The following is a 22,989-nucleotide window of genomic DNA, read 5'->3' as shown; positions in this document are numbered from 1 at the left end:
AACATGGTAACAGGATGGCTAATATACAGTAGGATAGATGCTAACGAAAACAGCTCTTACATTAACTGGTTTTTGGAGGAAGCAGCTAAACAAAATATCTCCCTTACCCTCATTATAAGGGAAGAAATGACTTTTGGAATTATTAATAACCAACGAACAATTTTAGTTGGAGGAAAATCGTTACATCTCCCTGACTTTGCAGTTGTTCGAACAATAGATACAATGATTCAGCTACAACTGGAAGCTTGTGGCGTTCTTTGCTGCAATTCTTCTGCGATTTCTCATATTTGTAATGACAAAGCTTTAACCCATCATCACATTAAAGATCTAGGGATACCTATGGTGGACACTATTTTTCAACATAACAAGAGCTTACCAAAAAAGTCTCCCTTGCCTCTTCCTTGTGTGGTGAAGGAAGTTTCTGGCAAGGGAGGAAAGCAAGTATATTTTATCCGAAACCAACAAGAATGGGACAAGGTTTCCAAAATAGCCACTAATAATCTTATCGTACAATCCTGTAATGTCCAACTAGGAAAAGATTTGCGTGTATTTGTAGTAGGAAAGAATATTATCGGCGCAGTTCTAAGACAAAGCAACAACGATTTCCGTGCAAACTATAAGCTTGGTGGTACAGCAACCCTTTTCAAATTAAGCAACGAACAAGCTTCTATGATTCAAGATATTATTGATTATTTCGATTTTGATATGGTAGGAATTGATTTTTTATTTGATAAGACAGGTGACATTCTCTTTAATGAGATTGAGGATGTGGTAGGATCAAGGATTTTAAGTGCTGTCACAGACTCTAACATAGTTAAGACGTATATTTCTCATATCATAAAGAAATTGAAAAAACGGAATCCCATTGGATAGGATTCCGTTTTTATAATTACCCTTTTAATTCATTCAATCTTGCAGTAACCTTTGCCTGCTTCTCAAGGTAATCCTTTTCTTTTTGTCTCTCTTCTTCTACTACAGCTTCCGGTGCCTTACTTACAAATCCTTTATTAGAAAGCTTCTTTTGAACACGCTCTACCTCTTTTGTCCACTTAGCCAATTCTTTTTCTAATCGCTCTATTTCTTTATCAAAGTCAATTAATCCCTCTAATGGTAAAAACAATTCTGCTCCAGTTATCACAGCTGACATTGCCTTTTCAGGTGCTTCCACATTTGTGGCGGTTACTAACTCACTTGGATTACAAAAACGTTGCAAGTATTCCCGATTGCTTTCCAAAGCGTCCATAATTGATTGACTTTCAGCTTGTATAATTAATTTAATTTGTTTAGACATCGGTGTGTCTACTTCTGCTCGTATATTTCTCACTGACTTTATAATTGATACGAGCAGTTTCATTACCTTCGATGCTTCTTCATCGTGAAATTCTTCTCTCACTTTAGGCCATTTTGCTACAGTAATAGATTCACCTTTATGTGGGAGCTTCTGCCAAATTTCCTCTGTGATAAACGGCATGTATGGATGAAGCATTCGCATTGTTTGATCTAGCACATAAGCGAGTACAGATCTCGTTGTAGTCTTCTTAGCTTCATCTTCGCCATATAATGGTAATTTCGCCATTTCAATATACCAGTCACATAGGTCATCCCAAATGAAATTATATAAATATCGACCAGCTTCCCCAAATTCATATTTATTTGTGTTCTTTGTAACATGCTCAATTGTCTCATTTAAACGAGTTAATATCCATTTATCAGCAATAGTTTTTTCACCAGACAAATCAATATCTTCATAATTGAATCCTTCCATGTTCATGAGAGAAAAGCGAGAAGCGTTCCAGATTTTATTTGCAAAGTTCCATGTTGACTCTACTTTTTCCCAATGAAAACGAAGATCCTGTCCTGGGGTAGATCCAGTCAATAAGAAATACCGAAGTGAGTCTGCTCCATATTTATCAATGACCTCCATAGGGTCGACTCCATTTCCAAGTGACTTACTCATTTTTCTTCCATCTGCATCTCGAATCAATCCGTGAATTAAAACATCTTTAAATGGCTTTTGATCAGTAAATTCTTTGGATTGAAAAATCATACGGGCTACCCAGAAAAATATAATATCATAGCCTGTCACTAATACATCTGTTGGGAAAAAGCGTTTAAAATCCTCTGCCTCTAAATCTGGCCATCCCATCGTTGAGAACGGCCAAAGTGCAGAGGAGAACCATGTATCCAAAACATCTTCATCCTGTTCCCATTTATCAATATCGTCGGGAGCTTCTTTACCTACATATATTTCTCCTGTTTCCTTATGGTACCAAGCAGGAATACGGTGGCCCCACCATAGTTGGCGCGAAATACACCAATCTCGTATATTGTCCATCCAGTTCAAATATGTTTTTTCAAACCGATCAGGCACGAAGTTCACTTTATCCTCAGTATTCTGCAGATCAATAGCCGAGTCAGCTAATGGTTGCATCTTTACAAACCATTGGGTGGATAAGTACGGTTCTACAACAGCGCCACTTCGTTCTGAATGACCAACTTGGTGAGTATGATCTTCTATATCAAATAGAACTCCTAGGGCTTGTAGATCTTGGACAATCTTTTTACGACAATCAAATCGATCAAGACCTTCATAACTTCCGGCATTTTCATTCATTGTGCCGTCCTCATTCATTACCAAGACACGTTCCAGATTATGTCTATTTCCGATTTCAAAATCATTTGGATCATGAGCAGGAGTTATCTTAACAGCTCCAGATCCGAAATCTCTATCTACATAATCATCAGCCACTATTTCAATTTCCCGACCGATTATCGGCAAAACAACCTTTTTGCCAATTAAATGCTGATATCGTTCATCTTTTGGATGTACAGCCACTGCTGTGTCTCCCAGCATTGTCTCTGGACGAGTAGTGGCTATCTCAATCGTTTCATCGCTATCTTTAATTGGGTATCTTAAATGATAAAACTTGCCTTGAACTTCCTCATAAATAACCTCAATATCAGATAAAGCGGTCTTTGTTTTGGGGTCCCAGTTAATTATATATTCCCCACGGTAAATTAAACCCTTTTCATACAACTTTACAAATACTTCTTTTACTGCTTCTGACAGTCCTTCATCCAAGGTAAATCGTTCTCTGGAATAGTCCAATCCCAGCCCCATTTTTTCCCACTGTGAACGAATAAAATCAGCATATTCTTCCTTCCATTCCCATGCGGTTTCAAGAAATTTCTCTCTCCCTAAATCATAGCGAGTTGTGCCTTGCTCTTTCAGCTTTGCTTCCACTTTTGCTTGCGTAGCAATACCTGCGTGGTCCATTCCTGGTAACCATAACACATCAAATCCTTGCATTCGTTTCATCCTTGAAATGGTATCCTGCATGGTTGTATCCCAAGCATGCCCTAAATGTAATCTTCCTGTTACATTCGGAGGGGGAATAACAATTGTAAATGGCTCTTTATCTTTATCGCCACTAGCCTCAAAAAACTTTCCTTTTAACCAAAATTTATAACGATCTTGTTCAACTTCCTGAGGATTATACTTTGTAGATAGTGAATTTTGTTGTTTATCATTCATTATGGAAAACCTCCTTATTCATTAAAAGACTTTGTCAAACAGGCTAAACACATGTATGAACAAAAGGGCCAGCATCTTGATCATCACCGCTATGCCTAAGCAAGAAATTGTAATGATGTTGTTTGCAATGTAGAGTTATTGCTTAAGTTTTCGGGAATGGGAAGCACTGAAGCTGGTCATGGTGTGATACTTGTATAAAACTTAATAAAAAACAAAAAAACCCTTTCATCCTAAGAAAGGACGAAAAGGTATATTTCCGTGGTACCACCTTTGTTTACAAGTAAAATACACTTGTACACTCATGTTCAGTAACGGTTTCTCACCGGCATTCTTCTACATGTATAATCAGTTAATTACACGTTCAAAGAAGCAGCTCAAGGGCGACCTTCCAATATAATTCATCCTAGGAAGTTTTCAGCTTAATACTTCCCTCTCTTATAGGTAATCATAATGTACTCTTCCCATTCATTGCATTTACATCCATTATTCAACTAGTTTCATCTTCTTATATTTTATAGATAACCAGTTCAATCGTCAACTATTAATATAGTTGCACAGAACAGCTATCTTTATACATATCATATTACATAATGAAAGAAAAGTGAATAAAGAGGTGATAAAATGGCTCGCTATTATCGTTATAAACTCCCGCCATGGTGTAGAAAATGTATAATTGTTATAGAAAGAGTAACTCTGCCAATATTACTTTTCCAATTGATCCGAACACTTTTACTGCCTACAACGTTTGATGTAATACTGCTTGGTCTGCTAGTGGGATTATTTGTTGCTTTTTATTTAGAGTGGTTTTAACTTTCAAGGTCATCTAAGGATATAGTTTCATATTCTCGCTCCACATATGCTGTCCACTTTAAAGCAAATATGATCCTTCGATATGTAAATTGCAAATTTCTTACTTGGTTGAACATCGTATCATTTAATGGATCCATCATGTATTTATCTATGAATTCCAAATAAGGAGATGGGTTTAGCAAGTATATAGACAGAATAAGTAGTTCTATTTTTGAAAGCTCGTTTTCTTGATAATAAGTGGAAAAAGACTCAATTAATTCATCAACAGGTGTATTAAATCTCCACGTTTCATTTTCAAAGAAAGATACCAAATCCATTATTGGATTATCCATTTGTGCTCTTTCCCAATTGAGCAGATAGGTTTGATCACTGCGTATACTATGTTCAAATGCCAAATTGCCATGACATAAACACATATCCCATGATAGTTCTTTTTCTTCAATTTCATTCAGCGCCATAATCCGCTCATCAATTTTTTGAAATGCTTGGTCTATGTCTCGAAAGTGGGTACAGACCTGAAGCTCAAGTGGAGACATGAATTGAATTTGTTCATAAGCATCTACAGCTGAGTACAATTTTTTTCTCATCTGGGAGCAAAATGTTCTGTATTCTATAAAGGGATCTTTTACTTTATGCATAGGAATAGTCTTCAATACTTTAGTTTTTGCATGAATTCGGCCAATTGCCTGATATAATGGATTAATTTCTTCATTTCTTTCCGCACCATCTCTACGTTCCAACCATGGCTGCAAATAATAAGTTTGTCCATCAACCATTGAATATAAAGTCCCGGCGTCAGAAAGGTAAATAGGTAGGATTTCTGAGAGTTGTTTACTATACGCTTGCTGGTACACACTCTCCCACCTCGAAAAAGTTGTCTTGGAGAAATTTGCTTGCTTAATTGCATAGTCCTTATTACCATCAGAAACCTTATATAAGCGATCAGTTATTTTAGTAATATGCATTGGATATATTTTATAGTTACGTAAGACATTATATATATGCTCCAATTTATTACCCCCTATGTAGCAGACCCCTTGATTTTTCAACCAAGGGGCCCATTTTTATTTCTTAGTATGAGGGATATAAAGTAATTGCCCTTCAGATACATCATATTCTTCATCTAATCTATTCTGCTTTATCAATTGTAAAGTTGTTATCTGATAACGTTCAGCTATGGTTTCAATCGTGTCATTTGGCTGCACAAAACAGAGTCTCATCTTAGAATATTGCTCCTCATCAGAATGACGGAACATGTCAGACAAATAACTCACATCCTCAACTTCACGACTATTACTACTTTCCATTATTTCATGTGAGATTGATGGTGAATCAGAGGATGGAGAAGAATAATCATCTGCAATACTAGAAGAGGAGATTTCTGGATCCTCGACACTTAGTTCTTCTTTAGATGATAAATCTTCAAAAAACTGCGTTAACGTTTTTGTTTCCTTATACTTCCATCGGTTTCCTTTTTCGTCTTCCTCTATGTTATTCTCTTCCTCCTTATCTTCCCCTTCTTCTTCAAGAGAATCATCCCTTAGAGAGCTTGGAAGAAAACGCGGAATTTCTTGTTCTTCCTGTGTAGAATCCAATTCATTTATTGACTCATTCTCTGGCTTAATCTCAAATTCAAATGTTTCTTGCTCTACTCCTTCAGATGACTCTTCTTCCTGTTCTACATCCACACGGTTTTCAGCACTTTCTACCAGTTGATTTACCCCATGGATTTGTACGGTAGAATAGAGTTTCAAATGATCTTTCTCTGGTAACTCATAATCGAAAGACTCAATATATACGCTTACCTCTTCCAAGTTTTCTACACGGTATGTTGGTACCGAAATCTCTACTGGAAATCGATGTGTAAATTCCAAGGTGCCATCATCATTATCCATAACCCTTTCTACAAAACGTTTTGACTGAAAAGCATCATAGTCGAATCGATTTTCCTTATCTTCTATTTGGACTTCTTTTACATATTCTCCTTGCAATTCAATAACACCACGAATGGAAATGTATTCATTGAATGGTTGTATAGAGATTTCTGGATCAAGTGAAATGCCTCTCATTTCCAAAACTTCCTGTCCCTTTTCAAAATAAAGGGACTCGTTCAACTCAAAACTGAAAACTGAACTTTCGTTTTCCAACAGACTTCCTCCCTTCAACATATATTTCCTTAAACTCATATGTCTTAATTATCTATATGTTCTTTTCAAATAAGATATGCTTTAAAAACAATAGAAAAATAGAAAAAGCTATTCCTTAATTAAGGAATAGCTTTTAGTGTATTATTAAGATTAAAATTCATTTTATTTTTCAATTTTAGAAAAGGCATTTCTTATCGCTTTAACTGTTTTCTCAATATCCGCATCAGTATGAGCAGTAGAAAGAAATAATCCTTCAAACTGAGAAGGCGGAAGGAATACGCCTTCTTCAATCATATTTCTATAATATTGTGCAAAATAATCGAGATTGGAGGTCTGTGCTGTTTCATAATTAATTACTTCTTCATTAGTGAAGAACACCCCAACCATAGAACCAGCACGGTTAATTTGTAAAGGAATATGAAACTCTTCTGAAGCTTGTTTAAACCCATTAATTAACTTATCCACTTTTTTATTTATTTCTTTGTAAGATTCTTCATTTAGAGCTCGTAGCGTTTCATAACCAGCCGTCATGGCCAATGGATTTCCTGACAAGGTACCCGCCTGATAAATGGATCCTGTAGGCGCTACTTTTTCCATAATCTCGCGTTTTCCACCATATGCCCCTACAGGTAGACCTCCACCAATCACTTTACCAAGACAAGTCAGGTCAGGTGTTACACCGAAATGCCCTTGTGCGCAATTATATCCGACACGGAAACCAGTCATCACTTCATCAAAGATTAAAACTGTTCCGTTTGCTTCAGTAATTTCTCTTAACTCTTTTAAGAAATCATCTTTTTGTGGAACTACTCCCATATTACCAGACACAGGCTCTACAATTACAGCAGCTAAATCCTCACCATAGTTCTCAAATGCATAACGTACACTTTCCATATCATTGTAGGGTACAGTAATCGTATTTTTAGCAATTGACTCTGGAACACCTGGACTATCAGGTAATCCCAGTGTTGCAACACCAGAGCCTGCCTTAATTAATAAGGAATCGCCATGTCCATGATAATTTCCTTCGAACTTTAATATTTTATCTCTTCCTGTATAACCTCTGGCCAATCGTAATGCACTCATCGTTGCTTCTGTGCCTGAATTAACCATACGAACCATCTCAATAGATGGCACACGATCGATCACAAGCTTTGCCAATTCATTTTCCAACTTAGTTGGTGCACCGAAACTAGTGCCCTTCTCAGCTACACTTTTCAACTTCTCTACCACCCGATCATCGGCATGTCCAAGAATAAGTGGCCCCCAGCTTAATACATAATCTATATATTCATTTCCATCAATATCCACAATTTTAGAACCCTTTCCGGACTCCATAAAAATTGGCGACATGCCAACAGATTTAAATGCACGAACAGGTGAATTTACACCACCAGGCATTAAATCAACAGCCTCTTTGTATGCATCTACTGAATTTTCAAAGCTCTTCATAGTTTCTCACTCCAATTTAAGTTAATCTGAATCTTACTCACTTAACCACTTAGCAACATCTTTAGCAAAATAGGTAATGATTAAATCTGCTCCAGCTCTTTTCATGGAAGTAAGCTTTTCAAGTACTAATTCTTTTTCGTTTATCCATCCATTTAATGCTGCTGCTTTAACCATTGAATATTCACCACTGACATTGTAAGCTACTACAGGTGCATTAAATTTATTTTTCACATCACGAACGATATCCAGATAAGATAAAGCTGGTTTTACAATCAAGAAGTCAGCACCTTCTTGCATATCAGATTCTGCCTCACGCATGGCTTCTAGTCTATTTGCAGGATCCATTTGGTAACTTTTTCGGTCTCCAAATTGAGGAGTACTATCTGCAGCATCACGAAACGGTCCATAAAAAGAAGAGGCATATTTTACCGCGTAAGACATGATCGGAATATTTGTAAACCCTGCTTCATCCAAAGCTTTACGAATAACTGTTACAAACCCATCCATCATATTGGATGGAGCAATAATGTCCGCACCGGCTTCAGCCTGGGAGACAGCCGTTTTGGCCAATAGTGCAAGTGATTCATCATTATCTACATCTTGATTATGAATTACTCCACAATGGCCATGAGATGTATACTCGCAAAGGCAAGTATCTGCGATTACTAGCATATCAGGGACTTCCTTTTTAATCACACGTGTTGCTTCTTGGATAATCCCGTCTTTTATGTATGCACCTGTTCCATGTTCATCTTTTTCATTAGGTACTCCAAAAAGTATCATGGATTTTATTCCAAGGGAATGAATTTCTTTTACTTCTTCTTTTAAAATATCCATTGTAATTTGGTAAACACCTGGCATCGAAGGTACTTCATTTTTCGTGTTCTCACCTTCCAAAATGAATAAAGGATAAATTAAATCATCTGTGCTTATATGTGTTTCCCTCACCATGGAACGCATAGCTGCTGAAGATCTTAATCTGCGATGTCGCTTAAATTCCGGCATGTTCTTCATATCTATCTATCCTTTCATAGAAATATATTTACTTATACTTCTTACCATTTCTTCTATAGTAAATTCGCTTGGAGAGATAATAGGTGATAACCCTATTTCCCTCGCCTTATTCTCAGTGGTCGTTCCAATACATACATACACAAATCCTGTTTTTTTAGCAGCCATTGCGCAAAATGACTCTACCGTTGAAGGGCTTGTAAAGGTAATAAAATCAATTTGGCTTTTTTCCAGATGTTTGTTCAATTGCTCTTTGACTAGAAAATTATAAGATGTTTCATATACTTCTATAGAATCAAAGTTTAAACCATTATCAATAAAAGTAGTTGGAAGTACATCCCTGGAAAGGTTCCCTCTTACAAGCAGAATAGACCCAGGGTTGGGGAATTCTGTTAAAAATTCCATCCCCATTACTTCTGCGTTATAAACAGATGGTCTGAACTTTGCACTATAACCAAACCTTTTTAACGCGTTTTCTGTCTTATGACCAACTACGGCAATATTAGTTGGAAGTGCATTTTCAGGGGTGAGATACTTCTCTACCGTTTCAAAAAAGCACTTCACCCCGTTAGCACTTGTGAAGAAAATCCAATCATAATTTGAAATGGATTGCAAAACCTCTTGATTCTCTTTATGATCCTTGCATGAAACAGTTAATAGAGGAACTTCAATGGGTATTCCTTGATGCTCCAGAATTAAGTCAGCAAATTCTTTTGCTTGTTTTTTTTCTCTAGTTACAAGTATTTGTTTTCCTTGTAAGGATACATTCATTATTGATCCAATTCCTCTTTTACTTTTTCCACTATTTCTTTTGCACCCTGCTTAATTAATCGATTTGCTGCAATTTCTCCAACTGATTCCGGATCTTTTCCTCGCACTTCTTCCTTTAATATTGTTTTCCCATCCGGGGTACCAACCAATGCAGTAAGAATTATTTCATCACCTTCCAGGTAAGCATATCCTCCAATCGGAACCTGGCAACCACCTTCCAATAAGCGCAAGAAGGTTCTTTCCGCTTCCACAGTTCTTGTAGTATACGAATTATTGATCTTTTCTAACAAGTTGCGCATTTCCGTGTCATCTTCTCTACATTGAATAGCTAACGCACCCTGTCCTACAGCAGGGACACAAATTTCAGGTTCAAGATATTCGGTTATCAACTCTTCACTTACTCCAACGCGTTTAAGTCCCGAAACTGCCAGTATAATGGCATCATAGTCCTCTTCCTCTAGCTTACGTAATCTAGTTTCAATATTACCTCTTATCCATTTAATAGTTACATCTGGTCTCTCTGCGAGTATCTGAGCAGATCGTCTTAAGCTACTTGTACCTACAATCGCTCCAGCTGGAAGATCACGAAAAGGTGTGTTTCCCTTAGCAATATAAGCATCACGATGATCTTCCCGATCAGGAATTGATGCAATTACGAGCCCTTCTGGCATAACTGAAGGCATATCTTTCATACTATGAACAGCAAAGTCTATCTCCTCATCATACATAGCCTGTTCAATTTCTTTCACAAACAGACCTTTCCCACCTACTTTTGACAATGTTACATCAAGAATTTTATCCCCTTTTGTCACAATTTTTTTCACTTCAAAATCATTTGTAACTCCAGCTTTTTTCAACTGGTCAATCACCCAATTTGTTTGTGTTAATGCAAGGTTACTCTTTCTTGAACCAACAACTATTTTACGCAACTAAATTCCTCCTAAAATGAAAAATGAAAATTTGATAGCAAGCTAAATAAAAAGAAGTTAATTAAGAGAACAAGAAACGCAGCGGTATTATAAATTGCTATCGTCTTCCCTTTGTAGCCACCTACCAATCGCAAGATTAAATATAAAATATACACAGCTAACACAAGTATAGACCCTATTGTTTTGAGATCAAACCAATAAAACTCCGCACGGGAAGAATATGCCCATACGACACCCAGAATAATCCCTATTAAAAGTAAAGGTACTCCTATTGTTATTGCCCAAAAAGAAAAGGTATCCAATCTATTCAAATCACCAAATCTCCACATCCACTTAAATCCTTTTTTCTTCTTGAGCAACTTATATTGAACTAAGTACATAACAGAAATTAAGAAGGATACAGTGAAAAAGCCATAAGAAACGATTGCTAATGTAATATGGCTCACTAAGATTTCATGTACTAATTGGACGCCATTTGCTTTCATGTCATTTTGTGCAACTGTAGAAATATGAAATAACAAAATAAAAAAGCCAAATAAATTAGTAAAAAAAGCGATGAAATGAATCGTAAAAAGCTTGTTAATGATTAAGGATATTGTAACAAGTACCCAGGCATAAAAAAACAGGCCGTCATTTAATGTGATTACAGGAAAATTCCTTTCTATCACTACTTCAAGCAATAAAAAAAGGGTTTGAATAACCCAAACCATACTAAGTAACCAGAAAGCAATCCGATTTGCTCTCCGGTTATCTTGGATAAAATCAAGGAAGTAACTAACCAAACTTAAGCCATAAATAATTAAAATAAATTCATAAACCCATTTTAATTCAAACATAGTTAGAATCCTTTCGCCTTAAAAAGTAGTTAATGGACTAATATTCGGAAAGGATACTTCTTTCTCGTTGTTTTTTTCATTATTATTCTTTTTTTTAACTACTTGTTTTGCTAACTCTTCTTTCACTTCTTCTTCAATACCAAAAATATTGACAAACAGTGCTAATGATTCATCGGCATCTTTACTATCCGCTAGTTCCTTCGCTTGAGTAACCGGCTCTTTAAGAAGCTGATTTATAATACTTTTCGTATGTTTATTCAATACCTTTTTCTCTCTTACTGTTAGATCAGGGATCTTTCTTTCAATGCTTTTCATCGTTTCTGCTTGAATAGAAAGAGCCTTTTGGCGCAGAGCGGAAATAACCGGAACAACTCCTAAGGTTTTTAGCCACTCTTTAAATAAAACAATTTCTTCTTCAACTTGAATTTCAATTTGCTCAGCAGCTGCTTTTCTTGCTTGAAGATTTTCATCCACAATATGTTGTAAATCATCAATATCATACAAGAATACGTTCTCAAGCTCTCCAATTCGTGGATCTAAATCTCTAGGCACAGCAATATCTACAAGAAATAAAGGATTACCCTTTCTTTTCTTTTGAATAGCTGCCAAGGACTGTTTTGTAAGGACAAGCTCTTCTGACCCCGTCGAACTAATAAGAATGTCCGCTTTCTGCAAAACAGGAAGTAAATTATCGAATTGATCTGCTTTCGCTGCGAACTTATCAGCTAATGCCTCAGCCTTTTCTAATGTACGATTAACCACCGTGATTTCAGTTGCTCCAGAACCTTGAAGATTTTTAGCAGCCAACTCCCCCATCTTGCCAGCACCAAGAATAACAACATGCTTATTCGAAAGGTCCCCAAAAATCTTTTTTGCAAGTTCTACAGCAGCATAACTCACGGATACTGCATTTTCACCAATTGTTGTTTCTTTTTGCATTCGTTTTCCAAAGGTGATGGCTTGCTTAAATAATTTGTTAAAGATAGTCCCTGTTGTTTTTGTATCTTGCGCAGTAAAAAAGGCTTGTCTTACTTGTCCGAGTATCTGGGTTTCCCCTATAATCATGGAATCAAGTCCTGATGTAACACGAAATAAATGCTCTAATGCTCCGTCATTTTCAGCAATACGAAGATATGAGGTAAATGCTTCTTTTTCTAATTGAAACCAGTCAGCTAAAAATTGTTTAATATAATAACGACCAGTATGAAGTTGATCTACAACGGCATAAATCTCTGTTCGATTACATGTTGAGACGATTACATTTTCCAAAATACTCTTCTGCTGCTTTAAATTATTTAAGGCATCAGGAAGTGTATGCTCGGCAAAGGTTAGTTTTTCCCTGACTTCCACAGGGGCTGATTTATAATTGAATCCTACTTTAATGATATGCACATGATCTACCCCCAACCTGTAAAGCGCTGGTCTAAATAGACAAACGCACAGTGAAAATGATTAATGTTTACACTAATATTATATCCCACTTATATAAAATAAATCTCAGTCAATACTAATTATAACATGGATGAAACATGAGTTTCAGCTAAAATGTGAACACATTCTGAAACTATATGTTAAGATGATACGTAACTATATTGTAAATTGTGTAACCCGAATGTACTTTATCACATTGAATTACATATAGCAAGAAAACAAGATGGTAAAATGGGGTGAATATATGAGGAAGAATAGCTTAGCGGCTTATATCATCATTGGCATTGGTATTTACTTTTTGCTAAAAGAATTGCGATTACCTATTATCACCAATTTTTATTCATGGCAGACACTACTTATTATTATTGGATTAGCTTTTCTTATACATAGTTACACAACAAAGCAACATCAAAATTTATTTGTTGGAACAATTTTGCTTGGTTTTGGTATTCATTTTCACGGAGTACAAAATTATTCTTTTTGGATCGATCATTGGGGTGTTTATTTATTAATAATAGGAATCGCCTTTCTTATTAAATTCACGCAAACCAAAGAAGGGTTATTTCCTGGATTATTACTCATTAGTATAGCTCTAGTATTCATATTTTCTGTTCAATTACCGGAATGGCTGACATGGGTCTATGTATTAATTGATTATGGGGAAAGATTTTGGCCGATTATCCTTATTATTCTCGGAATCTATTTATTAAAGAGAAAGAAGTAGATTCTTTTAACATAATAAAGCAAAAATTCTATCTAAAAAAAGAGCCCCTTTAAGACGAGGTTCTTTTTTTAGATTGGTTGAATGCTATAGTACGGAGCTTATAAAGGATCTAGTTCGCTCTTCTCTTGGTTGATCAAATATTTCGTTCGGGTGACCATATTCAATGATCCTTCCATCATGCATATATACAACCCAATCACCTACTTCTCGTGCAAACCCCATTTCGTGGGTGACTACTACCATTGTCATTCCTTCTTCAGCAAGTTCCTTCATTGTAGAAAGAACTTCACCGACCAACTCTGGATCCAAAGCAGATGTCGGCTCATCAAACAACATAACTTCCGGTTTCATTGCAAGGGCACGAGCAATAGCTACTCGTTGTTTTTGTCCGCCAGATAAAGTAGAAGGATAAACATCATATTTATCTTCCAAACCTACTTTATCCAATAGTTTTTTCCCTTCCTTTATAGCATTTGCTTTATTCTCTCCTTTCACATGAATAGGAGCTTCAATTACGTTACCGAGAACAGTTTTATGTGGAAAAAGATTGAAGTGCTGAAACACCATGCCCACCCGTTGTCTAATATCATTTAAATCATGGGTACTTTTGTTGATTTTCTCTCCATCCAGAAAAATATCTCCACCATTTTTCATTTCCAAAAAATTTAAGCAACGGAGTAATGTACTTTTCCCTGAACCACTAGCCCCAATTAATACGACAACCTCACTTTCCATAACTGTCAAATCAATATCCTTTAATACGTGCAAATCACCAAATGACTTATTTAATTGATCTACACGAATAATTTCCTTTTTATTATCCATTGTGCTCTTCCCCCCTTTTAGTCACTTACTGCCAATCTTTTTTCAATTCTGTTAACCAATACGGTTAATACTAATACAATGAATAAATAATATACTGCAACTGTAAAGAAGTATGATAAGTAATCAAAACTATTTGACCCCATTGTACTTGCTACTCCAAATAAATCCTGCATCCCGATAAAGGAAACTAAGGAGGAATCCTTTATGCCAATAATAAACTGATTACCTAGAGATGGGACTGCTCTTCTAAATGCTTGCGGAAGGATGATTCTTCGCATAGTTAAACTTGTACTCATTCCAAGCGATCTCCCTGCTTCCCTCTGTCCTTTTTCAATTGACTGAATTGCACCTCGAATTATTTCAGCTATATATGCCCCACTATGAAAAGCAAGTCCAGCTACTCCTGCCCAAAACATTGGTATTAATAATATGTCTGTTAAACCATAAAACAGGATAAAAATTTGAACGATTAAGGGTGTGCCTCTAACAATCCAAATGTAAGCATCAGCAATCCATTCAAGAATCCTAATATTCGATATTTTTAATACTGCAAAAAACAAACCTATAAAAAAAGCTATGACCAAAGAGGCTAGTGATAATTTGAAGGTTATCCATAATCCATCAAGGAAAACATCATAACTATTTATAAACACATCAAAAAAATGCATAATTGCTGCCAAACTTATCCACTCCCTTATATCCATATAAACACAAACGTGCGCATATACTGCGCACGTTACAGACAAGTAGATTATTCTTCTATCTCCTCTGGTTTCTCAGTAATATCTACGCCCACCCATTTTTCCGCTAATGCTGCCAGTTCGCCACTTTCTTTCAATTCTTTAAGTGCATTATTTATATCCTCAAGTAGTTTTTGGTCATCTTTAGCTACAGCTACAGCTTGTTCACTAACACCTAACTGACCGCGATTTTCAATATCTAAACCATTCTCAATTGCTGTTTTTCCAGTAATATCATCTGTTATTACTGCATCATGATGTCCTTTTGCCAATGATTGCAGTGCAACTACATCACTGTCTACCTGTGGTATATTATCTGTATATTCTTGAGCCATTTCCACATATGTAGAACCTCGTGACACGGAGATTTCTTTTCCTTTTAGATCATTAGCTTTTTCAATATCACTATCAGTCCTTGTATAAATAACCGGCCCTGAATAATAATAAGGGTCCGAAAAGTTCACTTGCTCTAATCTTTCGTCGGTAATTGTATGACTTGCGACCGCGATATCATAACGACCTTGGTTAACACCTGTAACAATCCCTGAAAATTTAGCTTTTTGTTGCACAGCTTCTAATCCAAGTTTTTCAGCGATAGCTTCAGCCACTGCAATGTCGTAACCTACCATTTTGCTTCCTTCCATATAACTAAAAGGTTTGAATTCTCCGGAAGCAGCAAAAGTCAATTTTCCTTTCTCCACGAGATTGTAGTTATCTTCTTTTCCGTTCTGAGCTGAGGAAGTATCTGCTTCTGTTTCATTTTCAGCACCACAGGCTGCCAACATTAGAGTAATTATAACTAATATTAACGCAATATTCAGTCTTTTCATTCGCTAAAATTCCTTTCACTAGGTATTTTTTCTCTTTCGCTAAACTGTACTATTAAGTATACAAGCAGTGGGAAAAAGAACCAAGTGCCTGAAAATTTGATATAAGCCCATATACTCCCATATATACTAGCATAGCGATAATAACTCCATCCACCTTACATATACCCCAAAATGCTAAAATATAATACTGAACAATTAAACTTTTTTGAATTTTACCCAAAATTGACTGTCTGTAGTTTAAAAATTTTGCTATATTGCAACTGATAGGCGGACAAGGTTATCTCTGTTATTTATAGTTGGAGTAAACTGCTCATTAGAGAAAAACTTATTTCTCAGTTAATATAAAATAGCTAAATAACACCGCTACGGAAAAACACTGCGCTTTTCGGGGGCGGCTGATGCCATGCCGGGCGGCAAAGAAGACACTGCGAGATAAAGAGGAGCCCGATGTTGCACTTGTACCCGGGGATGTGAAAGCGTCCGCCTGAAACGTAAATCAATGGGTGCTTCCTCTGTAAAATGAATTACTCCATTCTCACAAATTACTTAATAGTTTATCCATTTTGCGAATCATCGGATAATACCTGCCTACATATTAAAACCATCCATTTAAATAATTATAAATAAAAAAGCTATCGAAGTTTTTGTTTATTCTTCGATAGCAATAATATTAAATAAATTTCTTTAGAAGATTCCATGCTTCTTCTTTTCCGTATCCTTTTTCTGCCGAGAATGGCAATAGATAATCATCTGCTTCCATTTCTAATGTTTCTTTTGTTCTCTTTAAACGGGCATCTATTTTATTCTTTGGAACCTTATCCAATTTTGTTGCAACCACAATGACTGGAAGCTGATAATACTTTAGAAAATCATACATTTGGATATCATCTGAAGTTGGCTCATGTCTTACATCAGTAATGAGGATGACAGCATTTAAAGTATCCCTTGTCTGAAAATACTCTTCCATCATCTTGCCCCATTTTTCTCTCTCTTTCTTTGAAACCTTTGCGTAACCATATCCGGGAACATCAACAAAGTAAAATGCATTATTTAATTTATAAAAATTAAGAGTTTGTGTTTTCCCAGGTTTTGAAGAAGTTCTCGCTAAATTTTTCCGGTTTATTATAGTATTAATAAAGGATGATTTACCCACATTAGAACGACCTGCCAAAGCAATTTCCGGTAACTGATCATTTGGATATTGTTTTTGACTAACCGCACTAATTACAATTTCAGCATTAGTTATTTTCATTGTTCTCCCCCACTAAAGCGTGTTCCAATACTTGATCCAAGTGACTAACAGGTATAAAAGTTAGATCTTTACGGACACTTTCAGGTATGTCCTCGATATCTTTTTCGTTTTCTTGCGGAATAATAATTGTTCTAATTCCAGCTCTATGAGCACTTAACGATTTCTCTTTTAATCCGCCTATTGGCAATACCCTGCCCCTTAGTGTAATTTCTCCTGTCATGCCTACTTCTTTACTTACAGCTCTTCCTGTAAGAGAAGAAACCAGCGCAGTTGCCATCGTTATCCCAGCTGATGGACCGTCTTTTGGCGTAGCCCCTTCAGGAACATGGATATGAATATCAAATTTCTGATGGAAATCAGGGTCAATATTTAATTCTTCTGCTCTTGATCTAATATAACTAAACGCTGCTTGAGCAGATTCTTGCATCACTTCACCTAATTTTCCTGTTAAGGTTAATTTACCTTTTCCTGGGTAATGTGATACTTCGATAGAAAGCGTATCTCCCCCAGCAGAAGTATAAGCAAGACCAGTAGCAGTACCTACCTGATCTTCTTTTTCCATTAATCCATATCTGTAAACTGGTTTTCCGAGCAACTCTTCCAAGCTGTTTTCCGTAATAATAACTCTTTTCTTTTCATTCGAAATAATAATTTTAGCAGCTTTTCTACACAACGCTGCTAGTTGTCTTTCTAAATTACGAACTCCTGCTTCTCTAGTGTACCTACGGATCAGTTTCAATAATGCTTCGTCTCTTACTTGTAGATTGGCTTTCTTTAACCCATTTTCTTTCAGTTGCTTAGGTAGTAAATGCTCCTTCGCAATGTGCAGTTTTTCCACCTCTGTATAACCAGCGATAGAAATAAGTTCCATACGATCAAGAAGTGGACCGGGTATATTATTTACATAGTTAGCCGTTGCAATAAAAAGAACATTTGATAAATCATATGTTTCTTCGATGAAGTGATCACTAAAGCTATTATTTTGTTCAGGGTCTAAAACTTCCAGCATAGCTGATGAAGGGTCTCCTCTAAAGTCATTTGACATTTTATCAAGCTCGTCCAATAGAAAGACTGGATTGATTGTTTTAGCTTTTTTCATACCCTGGATAATCCGCCCAGGCATTGCTCCAATATAAGTTCTTCTATGTCCCCTAATTTCAGCTTCATCTCGTACTCCACCTAAGGAAATACGTACAAAATTCCGGTTAATAGATCTTGCAATTGACTTGGCTAACGAAGTTTTACCAACCCCAGGAGGTCCCACTAGGCAAAGAATAGGCCCCTTTATTGAATTCGTCAATTTTTGTACAGCAAGGTATTCTAGAATACGTTCTTTTACTTTTTCTAAGCCATAATGATCGTGATTCAAAATACCCTCTGCACGTTGAATATCAATAGTATCTTCTGTAGCGTTTGTCCATGGTAATTGTAATAGCCAATCTAAATAATTTCTAATAACAGAACTTTCGGCAGAACTTTGAGGTACTTTTTCAAAACGACCTAGTTCCTTGGTGGCTACATGCCTAATATGTTCAGGCATATCAGACTGCTCTATCTTTTCCCTAAGTTCATTTACCTCACCGCTTTTACCATCTTTCTCCCCAAGTTCTTGTTGAATAGCTTTCAACTGTTCCCGTAGATAATACTCTTTTTGAGTCTTCTCCATTGAAGTTTTTACGCGTGCCCCTATCTTTTTCTCTAAATCGATTACTTTTTTCTCATTAGAGATTAATTTCACAAGTCTTTGTAGTCTTTTACGAACATTAGTCATTTCCAATAGTTCTTGTTTCTCGTTAATTCGCAAAGTCAAATGGGAGGTTATAATATCAGCAAGTCTTCCAGGTTCTTCAATATCTGCTACAGTAGAATAAATGTCTTTCGTTACCTTACGAGATATTTTTGTGTATTGCTCAAATTGCTCTAATAAAGAACGCATTAATGCTTCTTCTTCATTTTCATTTTCATGCACTTCTTCAAGTTTCACAAATTCAACCATGAATTCATCATTATCTTCAATAAACCGCTCGATTTCCGCTCGATATAACCCTTCCACTAAAACCCTGATTGTGCCATTGGGGAGCTTAAGCATTTGATTAACTTTTGCTACAGTACCCACTTGAAAGATTTCATCTGGATCAGGCTCATCTATACTAACTTTCTTTTGAGCAGCCAGAAAAATGGTTTGGTCACCCATCATCGCTTTTTCCAAAGCAGCAATTGATTTATCTCGTCCTACATCCAGGTGCAACACCATGGATGGAAAGACAAGCAAACCTCGTAATGGAAGGAGGGGTAGTTGAATAGTCTCTTTTGTCATTTTTATTCCTCCAATTTTTATGTAATCTATACAGATTTTAATCGTTTTCTTTGGTTCATATGTTCTTAAAGTCTAAATAATACTCTTAATGTTGTAAAGCTCAACTTCTTAAAGCAATCAATTAGCTACTTTTAGTATTCACCTTCAAAATTATACTAAACATGTAATTTAGAAACAAATCAGAACACCGATTGTAGAATTTCGGATAAAATATTCCGTTCTAAACAAAATATTTTATTACCTTTAGCATATGTATTATTTTATTATTAAACTTCCACCAAATAGAATGAGAATTTAGATCTTTCAATCCAGACCTAATCATTGGACCAACTTTTATAAAAATTAATTCTGCAATGAAAAAGACTGACTACAGCCATTTCTAATTGAAACGACTAGCCAGTCTCCTTCTTTAGATTTTATAAATTAAGCACTCTCTTTTGGTAGCTTCTTATTTCCTTCTTTAACTGTACCGTCTCTAAATACCAGTTTCGGACTACCGTCTTCATCCAATACTGTATTTTTTGTAATAATACATCTCTCAATGTCTTCTCTGGAAGGCAACTCAAACATTACATCAAGCATAATGCCTTCTATAATAGAGCGAAGACCACGAGCACCGGTTTTTCTTTCTATTGCTTTTTTAGCAATCTCACGTAACGATTCTTCTTCAAATTCCAATTCAACATTATCGATTTGGAATAATTTTTCATATTGCTTGACCAAAGCGTTCTTCGGCTTAGTTAGAATTTCAACCAATGCATCCTCATCTAACGGCGTCAGACTGCCAATAACTGGAATTCTCCCTATGAACTCAGGTATTAAACCATAACGAAGGAGGTCTTCAGGTAATACCTTTGAAAGCAATTCTCCCATTTCTAAATCTTGTTGTTTTTCGTTTGCACCAAAGCCAATAACTTTCTTTCCAAGACGACGTTTAATCACTTGATCAATTCCGTCGAAAGCACCGCCAACTATGAATAGAATGTTGGTTGTATCAATTTGAATGAACTCTTGATGAGGATGTTTACGTCCGCCTTGTGGTGGAACACTTGCAACTGTACCTTCAAGAATTTTCAGTAACGCCTGCTGTACACCTTCTCCGGAAACGTCTCGAGTAATCGATGGATTTTCTGACTTACGAGCAACTTTATCGATTTCATCAATATAAATGATTCCTTTTTCTGCCTTTTCAACATCATAATCTGCTGCTTGAATTAATTTAAGAAGAATATTCTCTACATCTTCACCTACATAGCCTGCCTCTGTCAATGATGTTGCATCTGCCATCGCAAAAGGTACATTAATAATTCTGGCTAGGGTTTGAGCAAGTAGAGTTTTACCACTACCTGTAGGTCCAAGCATCGCAATATTACTCTTTGAAAGTTCTACATCGTCAGTTGAAGTCTTAGGGGAATTTATCCGTTTATAATGGTTATAAACCGCTACAGATAAATTCTTCTTTGCTTTATCCTGACCAATTACATAATCGTCCAGCGTTTCACATATTTCTTTTGGTTTGGGAATTTCCTTGAGCTCGGTTTCCTCTTCAGTTCCCAATTCCTCTTCCACTATTTCAGTGCAAAGTTCAATACATTCATCGCATATATAAACGCCTGGACCGGCAACTAACTTACGAACCTGATCTTGACTTTTACCACAAAACGAGCACTTTAATTGTCCTTTTTCTTCATTAAATTTAAACAATACACTTCACCCCTAAAAGTTTAAATCTACTCCTAAACACTTATTCAGGATTCAACTTTTATAGTCATCATATCAGATCAAAAATAAAAAACAAAACAATATACTTTAAAATTGTTAATAAAACATATATTTTCCATTTCTGGTTCATCAGCTTAACTTGTATATTTCAATTTAGGCTTCTTATACTATATGACAAAAATGAATATATATACGCTTCAACTTCAATCTGACTTAATATGAAAACAAGGTGCGTTTATAGCACCTTGTTTTCATATTAACCTTATTCAACTGCAATTAAACCTTTTAGTAGAGTTATTATACAGTTTTACTGTTCTCAACTAAGAAATCAATTGCTTTTCTCATTTTAAGTTCACCTTTAAGTGCATCTGTATTTCCGCCAAGCATTTGTTTCAATTGCTCAACATCTGTTCCGTACATAGAAGCCATGTTTTCCAACTCAGCGTTCAAGTCATCTTCAGACACTTCAAGATCTTCATTTTCCACGATTGCTTCTAAAGTAAGATTTGTTTTAACTCGTTTCTCTGCATCTTCTTTCATTTGCTCTTTTAATGCGTCAACGTCTTGACCAGAGAACTGAGAGTACATTTCAAGAGTCATTCCTTGCATTTGCAGACGTTGTTCAAATTCTTTAACCATTTGATCTAACTCTGTATCTACCATTGCTTCTGGAATAACTACTTCCGTATTTTCAGATGCTTTTTCAAGAAGTGTTTCACGCTTCTGATTTTCTGCTTCTTGTTTCTTTTGTTCTTCTAGTTCTTCTTTTTTCTTCTTTTTAAGCTCATCAAGTGTCTCTACTTCTTCATCTACATCTTTAGCGAATTCATCATCCAATTCAGGTAGTTCTTTAGATTTAATCTCATGAATTTTAACTTTAAAAGTTGCTTCTTTACCTGCCAACTCTTCTGCATGATAGTCTTCAGGGAAAGTTAAGGAGATTTCTGTATCTTCTTCTGCTTTCTTTCCTACCAATTGTTCTTCGAATCCTGGAATGAATTGTCCAGATCCAATTTCCAAGGAATGATTTTCACCTTTTCCACCTTCGAAAGGTTCGTCACCAAGAAAACCTTCGAAATCGATTACTACAGTGTCACCCTCTTCAACAGTACCTTCTTCTTTCACAACTAGCTCAGCATGATGCTCACGTTGATGCTCTATTTCTTTTTCTACATCCTCATCTGTTACTTCAACGGACTGTTCTTCTACTTCAAGACCTTTGTATTCACCAAGCTTAACTTCTGGTTTTACAGTTACTTTAGCAGTGAAAACTAAAGGCTTTCCTTGTTCAATTGTTTCAATATCAACTTCAGGCTGTGCTACAGGCTCAATATTTGTTTCTTCGATAGCTTTCATATAAGCATCAGGTAGTACAATATCTACAGCATCCTGATATAAAGATTCTACACCAAAACGGTTTTCAAAAATCTTACGAGGAATTTTCCCTTTACGAAAGCCGGGAATTTGCACATCTTTGGATACTTTTTTGAATGCTTGATCCAAAGCTTTATCAAATTCCTCCGGTGATACTTCAATTGTTAAGACTCCTTCATTTCCTTCTTGCTTTTCCCATTTTGCTGACATAAGTTTCCCTCCAAAATCTATTGTTTCATACATTTTTAACGTCCGTTTACTATAAACAAAGCATTTTTCAAAT

19 protein-coding genes and 1 other annotated feature are annotated in these 22,989 nt (G+C 36.0%); of the genes, 3 read left to right on the top strand and 16 right to left on the bottom strand.

Translation table 11 applies throughout. The features are described from left to right. The first annotated feature begins 3 nt into the window (after window positions 1-3). Entirely contained in the window at window positions 4-873 is an 870-nt protein-coding gene (locus BME96_RS08105) for an ATP-grasp domain-containing protein (protein ID WP_071648837.1), read from the top strand. A gap of 16 nt (window positions 874-889) precedes the next feature. Here BME96_RS08105 and BME96_RS08100 read toward each other — a convergent pair whose 3' ends face one another. Then, the gene (locus BME96_RS08100) at window positions 890-3,535 is read right to left on the bottom strand and encodes a valine--tRNA ligase (protein WP_071648836.1); all 2,646 of its coding nucleotides are present in this window, start codon (window positions 3,533-3,535) and stop codon (window positions 890-892) included. A 233-nt stretch (window positions 3,536-3,768) separates the two neighbouring features. Continuing rightward, window positions 3,769-4,013 (bottom strand) — a binding site (T-box leader). A 143-nt stretch (window positions 4,014-4,156) separates the two neighbouring features. On the opposite strand from BME96_RS08100, the gene BME96_RS19970 reads away from it, so the two are divergent. Next, a complete protein-coding gene (locus BME96_RS19970; protein WP_019376797.1) occupies window positions 4,157-4,345 on the top strand; it encodes a hypothetical protein in 189 nt (62 codons plus the stop codon). Here BME96_RS19970 and BME96_RS08090 read toward each other — a convergent pair. The 8 genes from BME96_RS08090 to hemA form a co-directional block, all read right to left on the bottom strand. Further along, window positions 4,342-5,355 carry a phosphotransferase gene (locus BME96_RS08090; RefSeq protein WP_071648835.1) on the bottom strand — a complete coding sequence of 338 codons (1,014 nt, stop codon included), beginning with the start codon at window positions 5,353-5,355 and terminating at the stop codon, window positions 4,342-4,344. The two genes, BME96_RS19970 and BME96_RS08090, sit on opposite strands and share 4 nt — an antisense overlap. A 54-nt stretch (window positions 5,356-5,409) precedes the next feature. Next, window positions 5,410-6,492 (bottom strand): stage VI sporulation protein D, encoded by a 1,083-nt coding sequence (spoVID, locus tag BME96_RS08085; RefSeq protein ID WP_060678348.1) that lies wholly within the window; start codon window positions 6,490-6,492, stop codon window positions 5,410-5,412. Between the two features lie 162 nt (window positions 6,493-6,654). Next, window positions 6,655-7,944: a glutamate-1-semialdehyde 2,1-aminomutase gene (gene hemL / locus BME96_RS08080; RefSeq protein ID WP_060678347.1), complete on the bottom strand. Its 1,290-nt coding sequence runs from the start codon at window positions 7,942-7,944 to the stop codon at window positions 6,655-6,657. A 33-nt stretch (window positions 7,945-7,977) separates the two neighbouring features. Beyond that, on the bottom strand, window positions 7,978-8,958 hold the full coding sequence (hemB, locus tag BME96_RS08075) for a porphobilinogen synthase (RefSeq protein WP_019376793.1): 981 nt from the start codon (window positions 8,956-8,958) through the stop codon (window positions 7,978-7,980). A 6-nt stretch (window positions 8,959-8,964) separates the two neighbouring features. Beyond that, a complete protein-coding gene (locus tag BME96_RS08070; protein WP_083547437.1) occupies window positions 8,965-9,726 on the bottom strand; it encodes a uroporphyrinogen-III synthase in 762 nt (253 codons plus the stop codon). Further along, window positions 9,726-10,655 (bottom strand): hydroxymethylbilane synthase, encoded by a 930-nt coding sequence (hemC, locus tag BME96_RS08065; protein ID WP_071648832.1) that lies wholly within the window; start codon window positions 10,653-10,655, stop codon window positions 9,726-9,728. Before hemC ends, BME96_RS08070 begins: the two co-directional genes overlap by 1 nt. Before the next feature lie 11 nt (window positions 10,656-10,666). Beyond that, complete coding sequence (locus BME96_RS08060; protein ID WP_019376790.1) at window positions 10,667-11,491, bottom strand: cytochrome c biogenesis protein; 825 nt, start codon at window positions 11,489-11,491, stop codon at window positions 10,667-10,669. Between the two features lie 18 nt (window positions 11,492-11,509). Continuing rightward, window positions 11,510-12,883 carry a glutamyl-tRNA reductase gene (gene hemA, locus BME96_RS08055; protein ID WP_071648831.1) on the bottom strand — a complete coding sequence of 458 codons (1,374 nt, stop codon included), beginning with the start codon at window positions 12,881-12,883 and terminating at the stop codon, window positions 11,510-11,512. A gap of 283 nt (window positions 12,884-13,166) precedes the next feature. Between hemA and BME96_RS08050 the strand changes: the two genes are divergently transcribed. After that, window positions 13,167-13,646: a LiaI-LiaF-like domain-containing protein gene (locus BME96_RS08050; protein WP_019376788.1), complete on the top strand. Its 480-nt coding sequence runs from the start codon at window positions 13,167-13,169 to the stop codon at window positions 13,644-13,646. A gap of 84 nt (window positions 13,647-13,730) precedes the next feature. Here BME96_RS08050 and BME96_RS08045 read toward each other — a convergent pair whose 3' ends face one another. The 7 genes from BME96_RS08045 to tig form a co-directional block, all read right to left on the bottom strand. Continuing rightward, window positions 13,731-14,471, bottom strand: a complete 741-nt coding sequence (locus BME96_RS08045; RefSeq protein WP_019376787.1) for an amino acid ABC transporter ATP-binding protein — start codon at window positions 14,469-14,471, stop codon at window positions 13,731-13,733. Window positions 14,472-14,488: 17 nt separating this feature from the next. Further along, on the bottom strand, window positions 14,489-15,139 hold the full coding sequence (locus BME96_RS08040) for an amino acid ABC transporter permease (protein WP_026041359.1): 651 nt from the start codon (window positions 15,137-15,139) through the stop codon (window positions 14,489-14,491). A gap of 83 nt (window positions 15,140-15,222) precedes the next feature. After that, window positions 15,223-16,041: a transporter substrate-binding domain-containing protein gene (locus BME96_RS08035; RefSeq protein WP_071648830.1), complete on the bottom strand. Its 819-nt coding sequence runs from the start codon at window positions 16,039-16,041 to the stop codon at window positions 15,223-15,225. Between the two features lie 670 nt (window positions 16,042-16,711). Beyond that, window positions 16,712-17,293 carry a ribosome biogenesis GTP-binding protein YihA/YsxC gene (gene yihA / locus BME96_RS08030; RefSeq protein ID WP_071648829.1) on the bottom strand — a complete coding sequence of 194 codons (582 nt, stop codon included), beginning with the start codon at window positions 17,291-17,293 and terminating at the stop codon, window positions 16,712-16,714. Next, entirely contained in the window at window positions 17,280-19,610 is a 2,331-nt protein-coding gene (lon, locus tag BME96_RS08025) for an endopeptidase La (RefSeq protein WP_019376782.1), read from the bottom strand. The genes yihA and lon overlap by 14 nt, the downstream gene beginning before the upstream one ends. Before the next feature lie 423 nt (window positions 19,611-20,033). Then, window positions 20,034-21,314 carry an ATP-dependent protease ATP-binding subunit ClpX gene (gene clpX, locus BME96_RS08020; protein WP_019376781.1) on the bottom strand — a complete coding sequence of 427 codons (1,281 nt, stop codon included), beginning with the start codon at window positions 21,312-21,314 and terminating at the stop codon, window positions 20,034-20,036. A 315-nt stretch (window positions 21,315-21,629) separates the two neighbouring features. After that, window positions 21,630-22,916 (bottom strand): trigger factor, encoded by a 1,287-nt coding sequence (gene tig / locus BME96_RS08015; protein ID WP_071648828.1) that lies wholly within the window; start codon window positions 22,914-22,916, stop codon window positions 21,630-21,632. Window positions 22,917-22,989: the final 73 nt, after the last annotated feature.

It is taken from the genome of Virgibacillus halodenitrificans (assembly GCF_001878675.1).
Classification (GTDB): Bacteria; Bacillota; Bacilli; order Bacillales; family Amphibacillaceae; genus Virgibacillus_Q; species Virgibacillus_Q halodenitrificans.
Note: the sequence above shows the minus strand (reverse complement) of the source record. Positions and strands in the feature narration are given on the sequence as shown.

What these genes read in the sequence shown, in the direction of transcription:
- BME96_RS08035 (WP_071648830.1), bottom strand. Translation starts at nt 16,041, where the DNA reads ATGAAAAGACTGAATATTGCGTTAATATTAGTTATAATTACTCTAATG.
- BME96_RS08070 (WP_083547437.1), bottom strand. Translation starts at nt 9,726, where the DNA reads ATGAATGTATCCTTACAAGGAAAACAAATACTTGTAACTAGAGAAAAA.
- hemB (WP_019376793.1), bottom strand. Translation starts at nt 8,958, where the DNA reads ATGAAGAACATGCCGGAATTTAAGCGACATCGCAGATTAAGATCTTCA.
- BME96_RS08105 (WP_071648837.1), top strand. Translation starts at nt 4, where the DNA reads ATGGTAACAGGATGGCTAATATACAGTAGGATAGATGCTAACGAAAAC.
- BME96_RS19970 (WP_019376797.1), top strand. Translation starts at nt 4,157, where the DNA reads ATGGCTCGCTATTATCGTTATAAACTCCCGCCATGGTGTAGAAAATGT.
- tig (WP_071648828.1), bottom strand. Translation starts at nt 22,916, where the DNA reads ATGTCAGCAAAATGGGAAAAGCAAGAAGGAAATGAAGGAGTCTTAACA.
- hemL (WP_060678347.1), bottom strand. Translation starts at nt 7,944, where the DNA reads ATGAAGAGCTTTGAAAATTCAGTAGATGCATACAAAGAGGCTGTTGAT.
- BME96_RS08100 (WP_071648836.1), bottom strand. Translation starts at nt 3,535, where the DNA reads ATGAATGATAAACAACAAAATTCACTATCTACAAAGTATAATCCTCAG.
- BME96_RS08050 (WP_019376788.1), top strand. Translation starts at nt 13,167, where the DNA reads ATGAGGAAGAATAGCTTAGCGGCTTATATCATCATTGGCATTGGTATT.
- yihA (WP_071648829.1), bottom strand. Translation starts at nt 17,293, where the DNA reads ATGAAAATAACTAATGCTGAAATTGTAATTAGTGCGGTTAGTCAAAAA.
- BME96_RS08040 (WP_026041359.1), bottom strand. Translation starts at nt 15,139, where the DNA reads ATGCATTTTTTTGATGTGTTTATAAATAGTTATGATGTTTTCCTTGAT.
- lon (WP_019376782.1), bottom strand. Translation starts at nt 19,610, where the DNA reads ATGACAAAAGAGACTATTCAACTACCCCTCCTTCCATTACGAGGTTTG.
- BME96_RS08045 (WP_019376787.1), bottom strand. Translation starts at nt 14,471, where the DNA reads ATGGATAATAAAAAGGAAATTATTCGTGTAGATCAATTAAATAAGTCA.
- BME96_RS08060 (WP_019376790.1), bottom strand. Translation starts at nt 11,491, where the DNA reads ATGTTTGAATTAAAATGGGTTTATGAATTTATTTTAATTATTTATGGC.